14 protein-coding genes are annotated in these 13820 nt (G+C 66.0%); 11 read left to right on the top strand and 3 right to left on the bottom strand.

Translation table 11 applies throughout. The annotated features are described in order from the left end of the window. The first annotated feature begins 173 nt into the window (after positions 1-173). Genes GSQ76_RS26295 through GSQ76_RS26250 form a run of 10 tightly spaced genes read left to right on the top strand, consistent with a single transcriptional unit; the run spans position 174 to position 11031 of the window. A complete protein-coding gene (locus GSQ76_RS26295; RefSeq protein WP_216851316.1) occupies positions 174-1910 on the top strand; it encodes an ABC transporter substrate-binding protein in 1737 nt (578 codons plus the stop codon). A 12-nt stretch (positions 1911-1922) separates the two neighbouring features. Beyond that, complete coding sequence (locus GSQ76_RS26290; RefSeq protein WP_158747045.1) at positions 1923-2897, top strand: ABC transporter permease; 975 nt, start codon at positions 1923-1925, stop codon at positions 2895-2897. Continuing rightward, positions 2884-3780 (top strand): ABC transporter permease, encoded by an 897-nt coding sequence (locus tag GSQ76_RS26285; protein ID WP_216851315.1) that lies wholly within the window; start codon positions 2884-2886, stop codon positions 3778-3780. The genes GSQ76_RS26290 and GSQ76_RS26285 overlap by 14 nt, the downstream gene beginning before the upstream one ends. A gap of 1 nt (position 3781) precedes the next feature. Next, complete coding sequence (locus tag GSQ76_RS26280; RefSeq protein WP_158747043.1) at positions 3782-4792, top strand: ABC transporter ATP-binding protein; 1011 nt, start codon at positions 3782-3784, stop codon at positions 4790-4792. Then, positions 4780-5778: an ABC transporter ATP-binding protein gene (locus GSQ76_RS26275; RefSeq protein WP_216851314.1), complete on the top strand. Its 999-nt coding sequence runs from the start codon at positions 4780-4782 to the stop codon at positions 5776-5778. The genes GSQ76_RS26280 and GSQ76_RS26275 overlap by 13 nt, the downstream gene beginning before the upstream one ends. 35 nt (positions 5779-5813) lie before the next feature. Then, complete coding sequence (locus tag GSQ76_RS26270) at positions 5814-6731, top strand: ABC transporter permease (RefSeq protein WP_158747042.1); 918 nt, start codon at positions 5814-5816, stop codon at positions 6729-6731. Beyond that, entirely contained in the window at positions 6731-7561 is an 831-nt protein-coding gene (locus GSQ76_RS26265) for an ABC transporter permease (protein WP_158747041.1), read from the top strand. The genes GSQ76_RS26270 and GSQ76_RS26265 overlap by 1 nt, the downstream gene beginning before the upstream one ends. Further along, positions 7558-8556, top strand: a complete 999-nt coding sequence (locus tag GSQ76_RS26260) for an ABC transporter ATP-binding protein (protein ID WP_158747040.1) — start codon at positions 7558-7560, stop codon at positions 8554-8556. Before GSQ76_RS26265 ends, GSQ76_RS26260 begins: the two co-directional genes overlap by 4 nt. Further along, positions 8553-9485 (top strand): ABC transporter ATP-binding protein, encoded by a 933-nt coding sequence (locus tag GSQ76_RS26255; protein WP_158747039.1) that lies wholly within the window; start codon positions 8553-8555, stop codon positions 9483-9485. The genes GSQ76_RS26260 and GSQ76_RS26255 overlap by 4 nt, the downstream gene beginning before the upstream one ends. Before the next feature lie 19 nt (positions 9486-9504). After that, complete coding sequence (locus GSQ76_RS26250) at positions 9505-11031, top strand: ABC transporter substrate-binding protein (protein ID WP_158747038.1); 1527 nt, start codon at positions 9505-9507, stop codon at positions 11029-11031. A gap of 10 nt (positions 11032-11041) precedes the next feature. Here GSQ76_RS26250 and GSQ76_RS26245 read toward each other — a convergent pair whose 3' ends face one another. Both GSQ76_RS26245 and GSQ76_RS26240 read right to left on the bottom strand, forming a co-directional pair. Beyond that, positions 11042-11584 carry a TetR/AcrR family transcriptional regulator gene (locus tag GSQ76_RS26245; RefSeq protein WP_158747037.1) on the bottom strand — a complete coding sequence of 181 codons (543 nt, stop codon included), beginning with the start codon at positions 11582-11584 and terminating at the stop codon, positions 11042-11044. Beyond that, the gene (locus GSQ76_RS26240) at positions 11581-12051 is read right to left on the bottom strand and encodes a nuclear transport factor 2 family protein (protein ID WP_158747036.1); all 471 of its coding nucleotides are present in this window, start codon (positions 12049-12051) and stop codon (positions 11581-11583) included. The genes GSQ76_RS26245 and GSQ76_RS26240 overlap by 4 nt, the downstream gene beginning before the upstream one ends. Before the next feature lie 96 nt (positions 12052-12147). On the opposite strand from GSQ76_RS26240, the gene GSQ76_RS26235 reads away from it, so the two are divergent. After that, positions 12148-12660 (top strand): GNAT family N-acetyltransferase, encoded by a 513-nt coding sequence (locus GSQ76_RS26235; RefSeq protein ID WP_158747035.1) that lies wholly within the window; start codon positions 12148-12150, stop codon positions 12658-12660. On the opposite strand, the gene GSQ76_RS26230 is transcribed toward GSQ76_RS26235, so the two are convergent. Beyond that, complete coding sequence (locus tag GSQ76_RS26230) at positions 12657-13814, bottom strand: pyridoxal phosphate-dependent aminotransferase (RefSeq protein WP_158747034.1); 1158 nt, start codon at positions 13812-13814, stop codon at positions 12657-12659. The two genes, GSQ76_RS26235 and GSQ76_RS26230, sit on opposite strands and share 4 nt — an antisense overlap. Positions 13815-13820 lie beyond the last annotated feature (6 nt).

Below are 13820 nucleotides of genomic sequence, written 5' to 3'. Positions count from 1 at the left end.
CCCGGGCACGTGACGAGGCACGCCTCAGATACGCAATATTCCTGCCAGCCGCGTTGACAAAGCCCGGCGCTGCCTAGCAATGTTCGAACAAGTGGCGCGGCAGGCTTCCGACCGCGACGCATTCGGGATGACACCAGTTGCTATGCGCCACCCGGACCGTGTTCGGGGGGCCGATGGAGTTTGTCCGGTCGTTCGGCCGGGTAGGACGCGAGGGTTTCACCATGTCGATCAACCACCCGATCAAGACGACGCGGCGCGCCATGCTGGCCGCCTCCACCGCCGCGCTGGCGGTGCATGCCGTGGGGGCGCAGGCCGCCGGGTCGCCGGGGGATAAGATCCGGCCGATCGTGCTGCTGTCCAAGCCGCAGGCGAGCGACCCGTCGCTGTTCCAGGCGGCCCAATTGGCGGCGCAGCAATGGCGCAAGCTGGGCCTGCAGGTGACGGTGCAGGTGGTCAGCGCATCCGAACAAAACGCCACGGTGTGGAACAAGCGCGACAAATGGGACATGACGACCTGGGAAATGGTCGGCCGGCCCGAGCGGAGCGACCCGGACGAATTGGTGTTCAGCCTGTTCAACTCCTCGCTGGCCGATAACGGCTACGATTTCGTCGGCTACCAGAACCCCGAATACGACTCGCTGGCGCAGGCGCAACGGCAGGAACTGGATCGGCCGAAGCGCCAGGTGCTGGTGAAGCAGGCGCAGGACGTGATCGGCAAGGACGTGCCCTACATCTACCTCGTCTATCCCCGCCGCTCCGCCGCGTTCAACAACACTGTGTGGAAGGCCGCCAGCATCGTGACCGAGGCCGGGATCGGCATCCGAAACTTCTGGACCTTCATCGGCGCCGAGCCGTTGGGCGCGCAGAAGGACATGGTGCTGAACTGCAACAACGAGATCGACTACATCAGCCCCGTCCGCATGGACGCGATCGGCAGTTGGGTGACCGATCTGGTATGGGACAAGCTGACCCGCGTCGGCCTGGATGGGGAGCCGCGGCCCTGGGGTGCGGATTCGTTCAAATGGACCAGCGACACGACGATGGAGGTCGTGGTGCGCGACGGCATGAAGTTCCACGACGGCACGCCGATCACGATGGAGGACGTGCTGTATTCCTTCGAACTGCCGACGCATAAGGACAAGACGCCGCAATTCTTCCCCTTCGTCAGCAATATCGACAGCGTGAAGCAGACCGGGCCGCGCACCATCGTCTTTACGCTGAAGGCACCGCAGGCCTCGTTCCCCACCACCACCCTGTCCAAGATCAACCTGATCCCCAAGCATGTGTGGGAGCCGCTGCTGACGGGGATGACAGGCAAGCCGGACATGCTGGAGAATTTCAACGAGGAGAAGCATGTCGGCTCCGGCCCGTTCCGCTTCGTCCATTGGCGCAACAGCGAAGAGGTGATGCTGGAGGCCAACCCCGACCATTGGGCGGCGCCGAAACTGGCGCGCTGGATCCTGCGCATCGTGCCCAATCAGGAAGCGACGCTGGGCATGATGAAGACGGGGGAGATGAACTTCCTGTCGCTGTTCACCGGCGACCCGCGCGTGCTGGCCGAACTGCCCAAGAGCGCGCCACAGATCACAGTTGTGACGGAGACCGATCTCGGCTTCCAATTCCTGGCGATGAATTTGCGCCGCGCCCCGTTCGATGACCCGGCGTTCCGTCGCGCATTGTCAGCCTCGGTCAGCCGCAAGCTGATGGCGGCGGCGGCGTATAACGGGTTCGGCGTTCCCGCCGGGTCGTGCGTGTCGACGGCGCTGCCATTCTGGCACGAGCCGGGCTCGCTGATCGACGGCGGCGACGTGAAGAAGTCGGCGGACATGCTGAAGGAAGCCGGCTACGTGCTGGACGGCAACGTGCTGCACTACCCGGCGGGCAAGAAGGAGACGCTAGCCGCCGGCTAGCCACCCTCCCCTATGGTGTTCTATGCGAAGCGCCTCGCCCACATGGTGTTCGTGCTGTGGGCGATTGCGACCATCCTGTTCCTGATGTTCCGCCTGCTGCCCGGCGACCCGACCATCGCCTATCTGGACCCCAGCTTCACGGGCGAGCAGCGGCAGATGATCCTGCATGATTTCGGCCTGGATCAGCCGTTATGGTGGCAGTATGTGCTGTTCCTGGGCAATTTGCTGCACGGGCAGTTCGGATTGTCCTTCCGCCAGCGTCTGCCGGTGACGGACATGATCCTGAGCGTGCTTCCCAATACCCTGCTGCTGACGCTGGTCGCCTTGATCGCGGCCTATGCGTTCGGGGCGCTGGTGGGCGCGCTGATGGCATGGAAGCGCGGCGGCGCGTTGGAGACGATCGGCATCCCCCTGGTGCTGGCGACCAGGGCCGCGCCGGAGTTCTGGATCGGCATGGTGCTGCTGGCGGTGTTCGCGTTCGGCGTTGGCTGGTTTCCCGCTGGCGGTGCGACGTCGCCGGGCGCGGTGTTTACGTCCAATCTGGCGCGCTATAGCTCGGCCGACTTCCTGCGCCACCTGGTCCTGCCGGCCTTCACGCTGATGATCTATCTGCAAGGGCTGCCGCTGTTGCTGATGCGGTCCAACATGCTGGAGGTGATGGGCGAGGAGTTCGTCATCATGGCGCGGATGAAGGGCCTGCCGGAGCGCACGATCATGCTGCGCCACGCCGCCCGCAATGCGTTGCTGCCGTTGGTGACGGCATTCGCGCTCGGCTTTGGCGCGACATTGGGTGGCGATGTCGTGGTGGAGACGGTGTTCAGTTGGCCCGGGTTGGGCCGCATGCTGGTCGACGCCGTCAGCAGCAGCGATTATCCGCTGGCGCAGGGCGCGTTCCTGATGATCGCGGCGGTGCTGGTGACGATGAATTTGCTGGCGGACATCGCGTATGGCCTGCTGGACCCGAGGGTGGCGCATGGACGGCGGTAGCACCATCGTCCTGCCGGCCAAACGGCGCGGTTTGCGCACGGCGCTGCGCCGGTATTTCGCCGACCCGTATGCGGTGGTCGGCTGCGTGATCTACGTCGTGTTCATCGTGCTCGGCATCCTCGCGGGATGGTTGGCGCAGTACGACCCGACCGAGATCCTGTTCACCGATGACGGACAATTGGCAGCCTCTCTCCCGCCGAGCGCGGCGCATTGGCTGGGCACGACGAATTTGGGGCGGGACATCTTCTCCCAATTGGTGATGGGGATTCGGCCGTCGCTGTTCGTCGGCATCACCGCGGCGGTGGGTGTGTCGGCGCTGGGCACGGCGGTGGGCGTGCTGGCCGGGTATTTTGGCGGCGTCGTGGACACGCTGCTGATGCGGCTGACGGACGTCGTGCTGGGGCTGCCCTTTTTGCCGTTCGTGATCGTGCTGGCGGCGCTGCTGGGGCCGAGCCTTCAGAACGTCGTGTTCTCCGTCGTCATCCTGCTTTGGCCGAACGCGGCGCGCATCATCCGGGCGCAATTGCTGACGCTGATGCAGCGCCAATTCATCGAGGCGGCGCGAGTGACGGGGGCCAGCCATAGCCGCATTATCCTGGTCCACATCCTGCCCAATATCCTGCCGCTGTCGCTGCTATACGGCTCGATATCGGTCGGCTGGGCGATCCTGACGCAGGCCAGCGTGTCGTTCCTGGGATTCGGCGACCAGGACACCATCTCCTGGGGGTTCATGCTGCAGGACGCCTATGCGTCCCAAGCGCTAAGCCAGGCGCAGTATAATTGGTTCGTGCCGCCGGGGCTGTGCATCGTGTTCGTGGTAGCCGCCGGGTTCTTCCTCAGCCGCGGCTATGAAAACCTCATTTTCCCGAAGTTGAAGCAGTAGCGTGACAACGGCGCTTCTATCGGTCAGCGACCTGGCCGTGACGTACCGCACCCAGGCCGGGCTCGTCGCCGCCGTGGATGGCGTGAATTTGGAGGTGCCGGCGGGCGCCATGCTGGGCCTGGTGGGGGAGTCGGGCTGCGGCAAGACCACGCTGGCGCGGGCGTTGATGGGGGTGCTGCCGGGTAATGCCCGGGTGTCGCGCGGCAGGATCGTGCTGGATGGTACGGATTTGCAGGCGCTGTCCGCAGCCAAGCGCCGGGCGCTGCTGTGGCGCGATATCAGCTTCGTGCCGCAATCGTCGATGAACTCGCTGGACCCGGTATACCGCATGCGCACGCAGATGCGGGAGGTGTTGTGCGGGCGGGGCGATTTGTCGCGTGGGGCGGCCGACACGCGGGCGGCGGACTTGTTCCAGGCCGTGGGGCTGAACCCGGTGCGGCTGAATGATTTTCCGCACCAATTCAGCGGCGGCATGCGACAGCGCGCGGCAATTGCGCTGGCGTTGGCGCTGCACCCCAAGCTGGTGATCGCGGACGAACCGGTGACGGCGCTGGATGTGATCGTGCAGCGCCAGGTGTTGGACATGCTGCGCCGGCTGGGCGAGGACATGAACCTGACGGCGATCTTCGTCACCCACGACATCGCCGTGGTCGCCTATCTGTGTACCGTGACGGCCGTGATGTATGCCGGGCGCATCGTGGAATACGGCCCGACGGCGGATGTGCTGGCGCGGCCGGCGCATCCCTACACGATGGGGCTGATGAACGCGTTCCCCGACCTGGAAGGCCCGACGCAGGATCTGGCGCCGATCGAGGGTAGCCCGCCCGATCTGCACACGCCGCCCACCGGCTGCCGCTTCGCCGCACGCTGCCCGTTCGTGCAGCCGGTCTGCACCACCACCTACCCGGCGCCCACGGACGTGGCACCCGACCATTGGGCTGCCTGCCATCGCGTGGGGGAGGCCGAGACCTTGCGCGCCCAGGCGACGGAGGCGGCGACGTGGCAGAGCTGATCGCCGCCGCCAACCTGACCAAGCACTACCCGACATCCCGCACCACGCGGCAGATGCTGCGGGGGGAGCGGCCGGTGGTGCGTGCCGTCGACGGGATCGACCTGGTGATCCAGCGTGGCGAGAGCGTGGGTCTGGTGGGCGAATCCGGCAGCGGCAAAACCACGGTCGGGCGGCTGCTGCTGAAGCTGACGGAGGCATCCGGCGGAACGCTGAATTTCGATGGCGCCGCCGTGTCCGGCCTGTCCGGGGACAGTCTGCGGCGGTTTCGCCAGCAGGCCCAATTGGTGTTCCAGAACCCGTTCGATTCGGTGAACCCCCGCTTCACCATCCGCCGCGCCGTGGCCGAGCCGCTGATCAATACGGGCGTTCCCCGTGCCGAACGCGATGGGCGGATCGCCGAGGCGATGCGGCTGGTGCATTTGGGCGACTTCCATCGCTATGCCGACAAGCACCCCTCCGAACTATCGGGCGGGCAGTTGCAGCGCGTGGTGCTGGCGCGGGCGCTGGTGGGGCGCCCATCCTTCCTGGTCGCGGACGAGCCGGTGTCGATGCTGGACGTGTCGGTGCGGGCGGGCATCCTGAACCTGATGCGGGAGTTGCGGGATCGGCTTGGGCTGACTGCGCTGTACATCTCCCACGACCTGACGCTGGTGCGGTATGTGTGCGAGCGGACGCTGGTGATGTATCTCGGCCGCATCGTCGAAGACGGGCCGACCAGCGAGGTCATCAGCCGCCCGGCGCACCCCTACACCCAGGCGCTCATCAAGGCCGTGCCGCGCCCACGCACCGACCAATCGCGGGAGGATTTGCCGATTTCTGGCGGCCTGGCCAATGCGGTGTCGCCACCCTCCGGCTGCCGGCTGCGGGACCGTTGCCCCTACGCGTTCGCCCGCTGTGCCCAGGAGGTTCCGGCGCTGCTGGAGGTGGCGCCGGGTCACCGCGCCGCCTGCCACCTGACTTCACCGGCAAACGCGGCGGCCGCATAGTTGCCCCGCGTGATGCGCAACCCTATAAGCGCGGCGTGATACGATTCATCGTCCGATCGGTCGTGCTTGCGGCGATGGTCTGCTTGACCGTGCTCATCCTCAGCTTTGGCCTATCCCGCGCCTCCGGCAACCTCGCGATCAGCATCGCCGGGGCGGACGCGTCGGCCGAGGACATTGCCAAGATCAACCACGAATTGGGATTGGACCGGCCGCTGCCGGTGCAGTTCGTGGATTGGGCGAACCGGGCGGCGCATGGCGATTTCGGCGAGTCGTTCCTGTTCCACGAAAAGGTGTCGAGCCTGATCGAGGAGCATTTGCCGGTTACGATTACGCTGGGGCTGATCGCGATTGCGGTCGCCGTGGTCGTGGCGGTGCCGTTCGGCATTTTGGCCGCGTTGTATGAGGGCACGTATATCGATGTCGCCGTCGGCGTGGTGGCGCTGGCTGGGCAGGCGATCCCGAGTTTCTGGTTGGGGCTGATGCTGATCCTGTGGTTCGGCGTAGGGCTACAATGGCTGCCGATCGCCGGGCTGGACGATTGGACGGGGTATATCCTGCCCTCCATCGTGCTGGCCTTCGTGGCCATTCCGGTGATGCTGCGCATGACCCGCAGCGGCATGGTGGATGCGATGCGGTCCGACTATGTGCGCACCGCGCGGGCCAAGGGGCTGGCGCGAATTTCCATCGTGGCCAAGCACGCGCTGCGCAATGCGGCGATGCCGGTGGTGGCGGTGTCTGCCGTGCAACTCGGTTTCATCCTCGGCGGCTCGGTGGTGACGGAGGTCGTGTTCAATATTCGCGGCGTCGGCTACCTCGCGTGGGAGTCGATCGGCAAGGGCGACTTCCCGGTCATCCAGGCGGTGGTGCTGCTGTTTTCCATCATCTTCGTCGGATTGACCTTGCTGTCGGATCTGGTGGGCGCGGCGTTGGACCCGCGGTTGCGGGGGCGCTGATGCGGACACGGCAAATCCCGCTACTGGTCGGCGCGGTCATCGTCGGGGTGACTGCACTGGTCGCCCTGGCGGCGCCGCTGCTGGTGCCGCATGACCCATTCGCGCAGAATTTGGCGCAACGCTACATCTCCCCGGCGTGGATGGCTGGCGGCTCGTCGGAGCATTGGTTCGGCACGGATGGGCTGGGGCGGGATTACCTGTCGAGGCTGATCCTGGGTGCGCGGATTTCGATGCTGATCGGGGTGGCGACCATCATCCTGTCCGGCACGATCGGAACGGTGCTGGGCGTGCTGGGCGGGTATTTCGGCGGCAAGGTGGACGCGTTCGTGATGTTCATCGTGTCCTGCCGCCTGGCCATCCCGCTGATCCTGGTGGCGCTGACGGTGGTGTTCATGGTGGGCAGTTCGCTGACCGTGGTGGTGCTGACGATCGGGCTGCTGTTGTGGGAGCGGTTTGCCGTGGTGTCCCGCGCGGTGACGCGGCAGGTTTGCGGGTTGGATTACGTGGCCGCCGCGTGGGCCGCCGGGTGCTCCCGCCTATGGATCATCACCCGCGAGGTCCTACCCAATATCGTGCACCATTTGGTGGTGATCGCGACGGTGGATATGGCGATCGCGATTTTACTGGAGGCGTCGTTGTCGTTCCTGGGGTTGGGTGTGCCGCCGCCGCTGCCGTCCTGGGGGCTGATGATCGCCGAGGGCAAGGATTACATGTACTTCAAGCCCTGGGTGATCGAGATACCCGGCATCGCACTGGCCGTGCTGGTGTTGGGGATCAACCTGTTGGGCGACGGATTGCGGGACTCGTTGGGGGCCAATACCGACCGATGAGCGCGACGCTGAAGCGATCGACGAACGCGACGCTGGAGGTTGAGGGTCTACGCGTCAGCTTCGGCGGGATGGAGGCGGTGCGGGGCATCGACCTGTCGGTCGAGCGGGGGGAGACGCATTGCCTGGTGGGCGAGTCGGGCTGCGGCAAATCCGCCTCCGCGCTGGCGATCATGGGCCTGCTGCCCGGCGGCGCAAGGCGGTCGGTGCGGCGGCTGGGGTTTGCGGGCGACGAGATCGGCAAGCTGTCGGAACGGCGGATGGCGCGGCTGCGGGGCGACCGCATCGGCATGATCTTCCAGGACCCGATGACCAGCCTGAACCCGGCCTACACGATCGGCTCGCAAATGACCGAGGTGCTGCGCCGCCATCGTGGCCTGGCACGGGACAAGGCGGCGGAGCGTGCCGTGGCGATGCTGGACCGGGTGGGCGTCACGGCGCCGGGCATGCGGCTGGGGCAGTTTCCGCATCAGCTTTCGGGCGGGCTGCGGCAGCGGGTGATGATCGCCATGGCGCTGCTGTGCGAGCCGACGCTGTTGATCGCGGACGAACCGACCACGGCGCTGGACGTGACGGTGCAGGCACAAACGCTGCGGCTGCTGGCCGAATTGCAGCGCGAGTTGGGGTTGGCGGTGCTGCTGATCACGCATGATCTGGGCGTCGTCGCTCGCGTAGCGCATCGCGTGTCGGTAATGTATGCGGGCGAAATCGTGGAACAGGCGACGACCGAGGCATTGTTCGCCGCCCCCACCCACCCGTACACGCGCGGCCTGCTGGATGCGATTCCGGTGCCCGGCAAGGTGCGCCGGGGCGACAAATTGGGCAGCATCCCCGGCATCGTGCCGCGTATTCCCGCCGGGTTCGTCGGCTGCGCGTTTCGCGACCGCTGCGCCTTTGCCGAGCCGGTGTGCGCCAGCAATATCCCGCCGCAGTTTGCCAGCCCCGACCACGCCTATCGCTGCCGCATGGCCCCCGATTGGTGGCGCGCGACGGCATGAACGCGGCGATCGAAACCGTCGGGCTGCACCGGGTGTTCGACCAACGCCAGGGGCTGTTTGGGCCGCAAGCGCATGTGGTGGCGGTGGACGACATCAATCTGAAGATCGCGCCGGGCCGCGCCTTGGGAATCGTGGGTGAGTCCGGCTGCGGGAAGTCCACCCTGGCGCGCGTGCTGCTGGGGCTGCTGCCGCCCAGCGATGGGACGGTGCGGGTCGATGGGCAAAACCTGGCGAATATGGACCGTCGCGAACGGGCCAAGCTGATCCAACCAGTGTTCCAGGACCCGATGAGTTCGTTGAATCCGCGACGCCGGGTCAATGATCTGATCGGCCTGCCGCTGATGGTGCAGGGCATCAGGGGCGGTGAACAGCAGCGCCGGGTGGCGAAGATGCTGGAGCGCGTCGGCCTGAGCCCCGAAACCGGCACACGCTACCCAGCACAGCTTTCGGGCGGGCAGCGCCAGCGGGTGGCCATTGCGCGGGCTTTGGTGAACCAGCCGCGAATTTTGGTGTGCGACGAACCGACCTCCGCCCTGGACGTGTCGGTGCAGGCGCAGATCCTGAATTTGCTGGGCGATCTGCGTGCCGAGTTCGACCTGACGCTGGTGTTCATCAGCCACAATCTGGCCGTGGTGGAACACATCGCAGATGAATTGGCAGTGATGTATCTTGGCCGCATCGTGGAGCATGGGCCCAGCGAGGATGTATTTCGCGCGCCGCAGCATCCGTATACCCGCGCCCTGCTCGCCTCCGTCCTGACGCCGGAGCCGGGGTTGGGGCTGCCGGAGGTGCCGCTGGGCGAAGGGTATCCCGATCCCTCGAATATTCCGCCGGGTTGCCGGTTTCATCCGCGCTGCCCGATTGCGATCGACCGATGCCGAACCGAGCCCCCCGCGCGCCGTGCGGTGGAATGTCATCTAGCCGCATAGAATAGGGGAGAAACCGACCATGAAGAGACGCACATTCCTGGGCAGCGCCGCCGTAACGATCAGCGCCGGACTGGTGCAGCCCGCCTTCGCACAGAAGGCCCGCGACACGTTGCGCGTCTATTGGCGCGACGCTGTGCCGGACGTGGACCCGTATCGCAACAGCCTGCGTACCGGGTTGGTGCTGGCGCACGAGGCCTGGGACACGTTGGTGTATCGCGACCCGAACACCTTCAAGATCGTGCCGGCGCTGGCGAAGGAATGGACGTTGGCAGCGGACTCGCTCAGCATGGATTTCACCCTGCGTGAGGGCGTGAAGTTCCATAACGGCGACCTGCTGACCGCCGACGACGTGGTTTATACGTTCGAGACGGTGTTGAAGGACCCGCTCGTCGCGGTGCCCAGCAACCTCGCCTTCATGGCCGGCGCTGAAAAGATCAGCGACATGAAGGTGCGGATCAAGTTCAAGAACATCTTCCCGGCGGCGCTTGAATATTTCGCCATGACGCTGGCGATCTACCCGAAGGCGTATCGCGAGAAGGTGGGGCCCACCGGGTATTCGAAGGCGCCGGTCGGCACGGGGCCCTACAAAATCACTCGCGTGAACGGCACCAGCAATGTCGATTTCGAGCGGTTCGAGGATTACTATAAGGAAAGCCCTAAGGGCCGACCGGCGATCAAATACCTGAAGATCACCGAAGTGCTGGACGAGGCTGGGGAGTTGACGGCGTTCATCAGCGGCCAGGCCGATTGGATCTGGCAGTTCAACCCCGACCAGTTCCAAAGCCTGCAGGGCCTGCCGGGCAAGAGCGTGCTGCGCGCCGGGTCGATGCGGATGGGGTATCTGGAGCTGGACGCCGCGGCGCGTGCGGTGCCCAAGGACAGCCCGCTGACCAACCAGAAGGTGCGCCAGGCGATCTTCCACTCGATCGATCGTGCATCGATGGCGAAGAATTTGGTGCAGGGCGACAGCCATCCGGTGGCCGCGCCGTGCTACCCGACCCAGTTCGGCTGCGACCAGAAGGCGGCGACGGATTATAGCTACGACCCGGCGTTGGCGAAGAAACTGATGGCGGAGGCTGGCTTCCCGCAGGGCTTCAACACCACGCTGGTGAGTTACCTGCTGCCGGCTTGGAATGCGGCGCTTCAGAGCTACATGAAGGCGATCGGCATCAATGTCGACATCCAGCAATTGCAGGTCGGCGCCGTGGTGCAGAAGGTGATGGCCGGGCAGACGCCGATGAATGCCGGTAGTTGGGGCAGCTATTCCATCAACGACGTGTCGGCGATCCTGCCGTACTACTTCGGCGGTGGCTCCAACGATTACTCGCGCGACCAGAAGGTGATGGATCTGGTGAAGGCCGGTGGTTCGGTCACCGAGCCGGCGGAGCGGCAGAAGAATTATGCCGAGGCGATCAAGATCGCGACGGACCAGGCGTATTGGCTGCCGCTGTTCACCTTCGTCACCTACTACGCCTTCGACGCCAACCTCGACTTCCCGGCCTTCCCGGACGAGCTGCCGCGCTACTATCTATGCAAGTGGAAATAGTAGGGTTGGCCTAAGTACCCAAAAGCCGTGCCTGCGCCCGGTGCAACACCCGGGCGAACACGGCTGGATCGTCCCACGCCCGGGCCGCGACCAGGCCACCCTGGATCGCGGCCACGGCGTCTTCTGCTAGGCCCGCCGGGTCCGGGCGGCCCAGGCGGCCCAGCGCCGTGGCCAGGGCGTCGCGCCAGGCGGTGAAATAGGCCGCGATGCGATCGGCAAAGCGGTCGCGCACCGCGCCGGTCGCGAATACGCCCACCAGGCAGACACGGCGGCCGGAGCGGAAATAGGTTTCCACGTTGCGCATCATCAAGGCGATGGCCGCTGCCGGGTCGGGCGCGATGCGGAGCGGGGCATAGATCTGTGCCTCGAACCACGCGCCGATTTCGTCCAGCACGCACGCGGCCATCTCGTCCTTACCGTCGGGGAATTGGTGGTACAGGCTGCCCTTCCCCAGCCCGGTGGCGCGGGTGATCTGCGATAGGCTCGCGCCTTCGAACCCGTATTCGCGAAACACTTCCCCCAATTGGGCCAAAAGCGCTGGCGATGGTGTCACAGGCCCAGTTCGCTGAGCCCCGCATGGTCCTGGGGGCGGGCGCCGAGTGGCCAGTGGAACAGGCGATCGGTTGGCTGGATGGCCAGGTCGTTGATGCTGGCATGGCGCGTCTGCATCAGGCCGGCGCCATCGAACTCCCAATTCTCGTTGCCGTAGGAACGAAACCAAGCACCGGCAACATCGTGCCATTCGTAGGCGAAGCGGACGGCGATGCGGTTTTCGGTGAACTCCCATAGTTCTTTGATGAGACGGTATTCCTGTTCCTTCTGCCACTTGCGGGTGAGAAATTCGACGATGGCCAGGCGGCCGTGGAAGAACTCGTTCCGGTTTCGCCAGCGGCTGTCCTGGGTGTAGGCGAGAGATACACGCTCGGGGTTACGCGTGTTCCAGCCATCCTCGGCTGCACGCACCTTCTGGATGGCGGTGTCGCGGGTGAAGGGCGGGAAAGGCGGGCGGGAGTCAGACACGGCGCGCTCCTGGTTAGGATTGTACTGATTGGTACAGAAGTTTGCCGACGCGTCAAGCAGCTTCCCTCGTAAGGCGCGTGACGTCACACTGGCCGCATGACCTTGCAACTCCGCCCGTTTACCGAGGCCGATTTCGGAACGCTCATCGACTGGTTCGCCAGCGAGGCGGCGTTGGTCCAATGGGGTGGGGCGGACATGCGCTTCCCCTTGGACGACGCGCAGCTTGGCGCAATGCTGCGCGAGGGCGCCGGCGACCGGGCGGCGCGGTGGTTGTTCAGCGGCGTGGTGGGTGGGGCCACCGCCGGGCACTGCCAGGCGGCGCTGGATTGGCGGCATGGCGTGGCGCGGTTGGGGCGGGTCGCGGTCAATCCGGCGTTCCGCGGGCGGGGACTGGCTGCGCCGTTCCTCCGCCAGGTGATCGACCGCATCTTCGCCGACCCGGCGTTCAAGCGGGTCGAACTGAATGTTTACACCTTCAACAACGCCGCAATTCGGACCTATCGCGGGCTCGGCTTCGTCGAGGAGGGCGTGCGGCGTTCCGCCGTCCAGGTTGGGCCGGAGCGCTGGGACACCGCGATGTATGGGCTGCTACGGACGGATCCGCGCTAGCGAAACCCGCGCAGCCGTTCGATCGCTTCCGCCATCGCGGCTTCGGGGCCGCAATAGCTGAGGCGCATCGTGGTGTGGCCGCGGGCGGCGTCGAAATCCACGCCGGCGGCAGCGGCGATCCCGGCCTCCGCCAGCAGGCGGGCGCAGAAGCCGGCGCTGTCGTTCGTGCGGTCGGCGATGTCGGCATAGACGTAGAACGCACCTTCCGCCGGGGCCAGGTGGGCGAAGCCGACGCCGGGGAGCTCCCGCAGCAGCAGGTCGCGGGAGCGGCGATACATCGCGACGTTGGCCTGCAATTCATCGTGGCAGTCGAAGGCTGCCTCGGCGGCGATCTGCGCGATGTGCGGGGCGGAGATGAACAGGTTCTGCGCCAGGCATTCCACGGGGCGCACCAACTCCTCCGGCAGCACGGTCCAGCCGATGCGCCAGCCGGTCATCGAGAAGTATTTGGAAAAGCTGTTGATCACCACCGCGCTGGGGCTGAAGGCCGCCGCGGTGGCGATGGGCTGGCCGTATTGCAGGCCGTGATAGATCTCGTCGCTGATCAACCGCACGCCGTTGGTGTGGCACCAGGTGGCGATGGCGGCCAATTCGTCCCGGTGCAGCATAGTGCCGGCCGGGTTGCAGGGAGAGGCGACGATCAACCCGTCCGGGCGCGGGTCCAACCGTTCCAGCGCGGCGATGGTCGGCTGGTAGCGGGTTTCGACCCCGGTCTCGATCACCACGGGGACCAGGCCCAACGCCGCGACGATGTTGCGGTAGGGCGGGTAGTAGGGGGCCGCCATCGCCACGCGGTCGCCAGGGTCGAAGGCCGCGAGGAATACCAGCGGAAAGGCTGCCGACGCGCCCATCGTGACGGCGATCCGCGCCGGGTCGGCGGCATGGCCATACCAGTCCTGGCCATGGGCGGCGATGCGGGCGCGCAGGGATGGGCGGCCGAATGCCTCGGTATAGCCAAGCGAGGCGCCGCCGGCGAGTGCGGCTTGCGCGGCGGCAACGGCCCCGCGGGGCGCGCCGGTGCCGGGTTGGCCGACTTCCATCCGGATGATACCGGGCGCACCGGGCGGCAACGCGGCCTGTCGCGCATTGGCCGCCGCGATTACGTCCATCACCCGAAAGGGCGGCACCGAGGCGGTGCGGCCCACCTTCAGCATGGAATG

This window comes from Acidisphaera sp. L21, assembly GCF_009765685.1.
GTDB lineage: Bacteria > Pseudomonadota > Alphaproteobacteria > Acetobacterales > Acetobacteraceae > LMUY01.
Note: the sequence above shows the minus strand (reverse complement) of the source record. Positions and strands in the feature narration are given on the sequence as shown.

Excerpts from the sequence above, each read along its gene's own strand:
- GSQ76_RS26295 (WP_216851316.1), top strand. The coding sequence starts at position 174 with ATGGAGTTTGTCCGGTCGTTCGGCCGGGTAGGACGCGAGGGTTTCACC.
- GSQ76_RS26290 (WP_158747045.1), top strand. The coding sequence starts at position 1,923 with ATGGTGTTCTATGCGAAGCGCCTCGCCCACATGGTGTTCGTGCTGTGG.
- GSQ76_RS26285 (WP_216851315.1), top strand. The coding sequence starts at position 2,884 with ATGGACGGCGGTAGCACCATCGTCCTGCCGGCCAAACGGCGCGGTTTG.
- GSQ76_RS26265 (WP_158747041.1), top strand. The coding sequence starts at position 6,731 with ATGCGGACACGGCAAATCCCGCTACTGGTCGGCGCGGTCATCGTCGGG.
- GSQ76_RS26260 (WP_158747040.1), top strand. The coding sequence starts at position 7,558 with ATGAGCGCGACGCTGAAGCGATCGACGAACGCGACGCTGGAGGTTGAG.
- GSQ76_RS26255 (WP_158747039.1), top strand. The coding sequence starts at position 8,553 with ATGAACGCGGCGATCGAAACCGTCGGGCTGCACCGGGTGTTCGACCAA.
- GSQ76_RS26250 (WP_158747038.1), top strand. The coding sequence starts at position 9,505 with ATGAAGAGACGCACATTCCTGGGCAGCGCCGCCGTAACGATCAGCGCC.
- GSQ76_RS26235 (WP_158747035.1), top strand. The coding sequence starts at position 12,148 with ATGACCTTGCAACTCCGCCCGTTTACCGAGGCCGATTTCGGAACGCTC.
- GSQ76_RS26230 (WP_158747034.1), bottom strand. The coding sequence starts at position 13,814 with ATGCTGAAGGTGGGCCGCACCGCCTCGGTGCCGCCCTTTCGGGTGATG.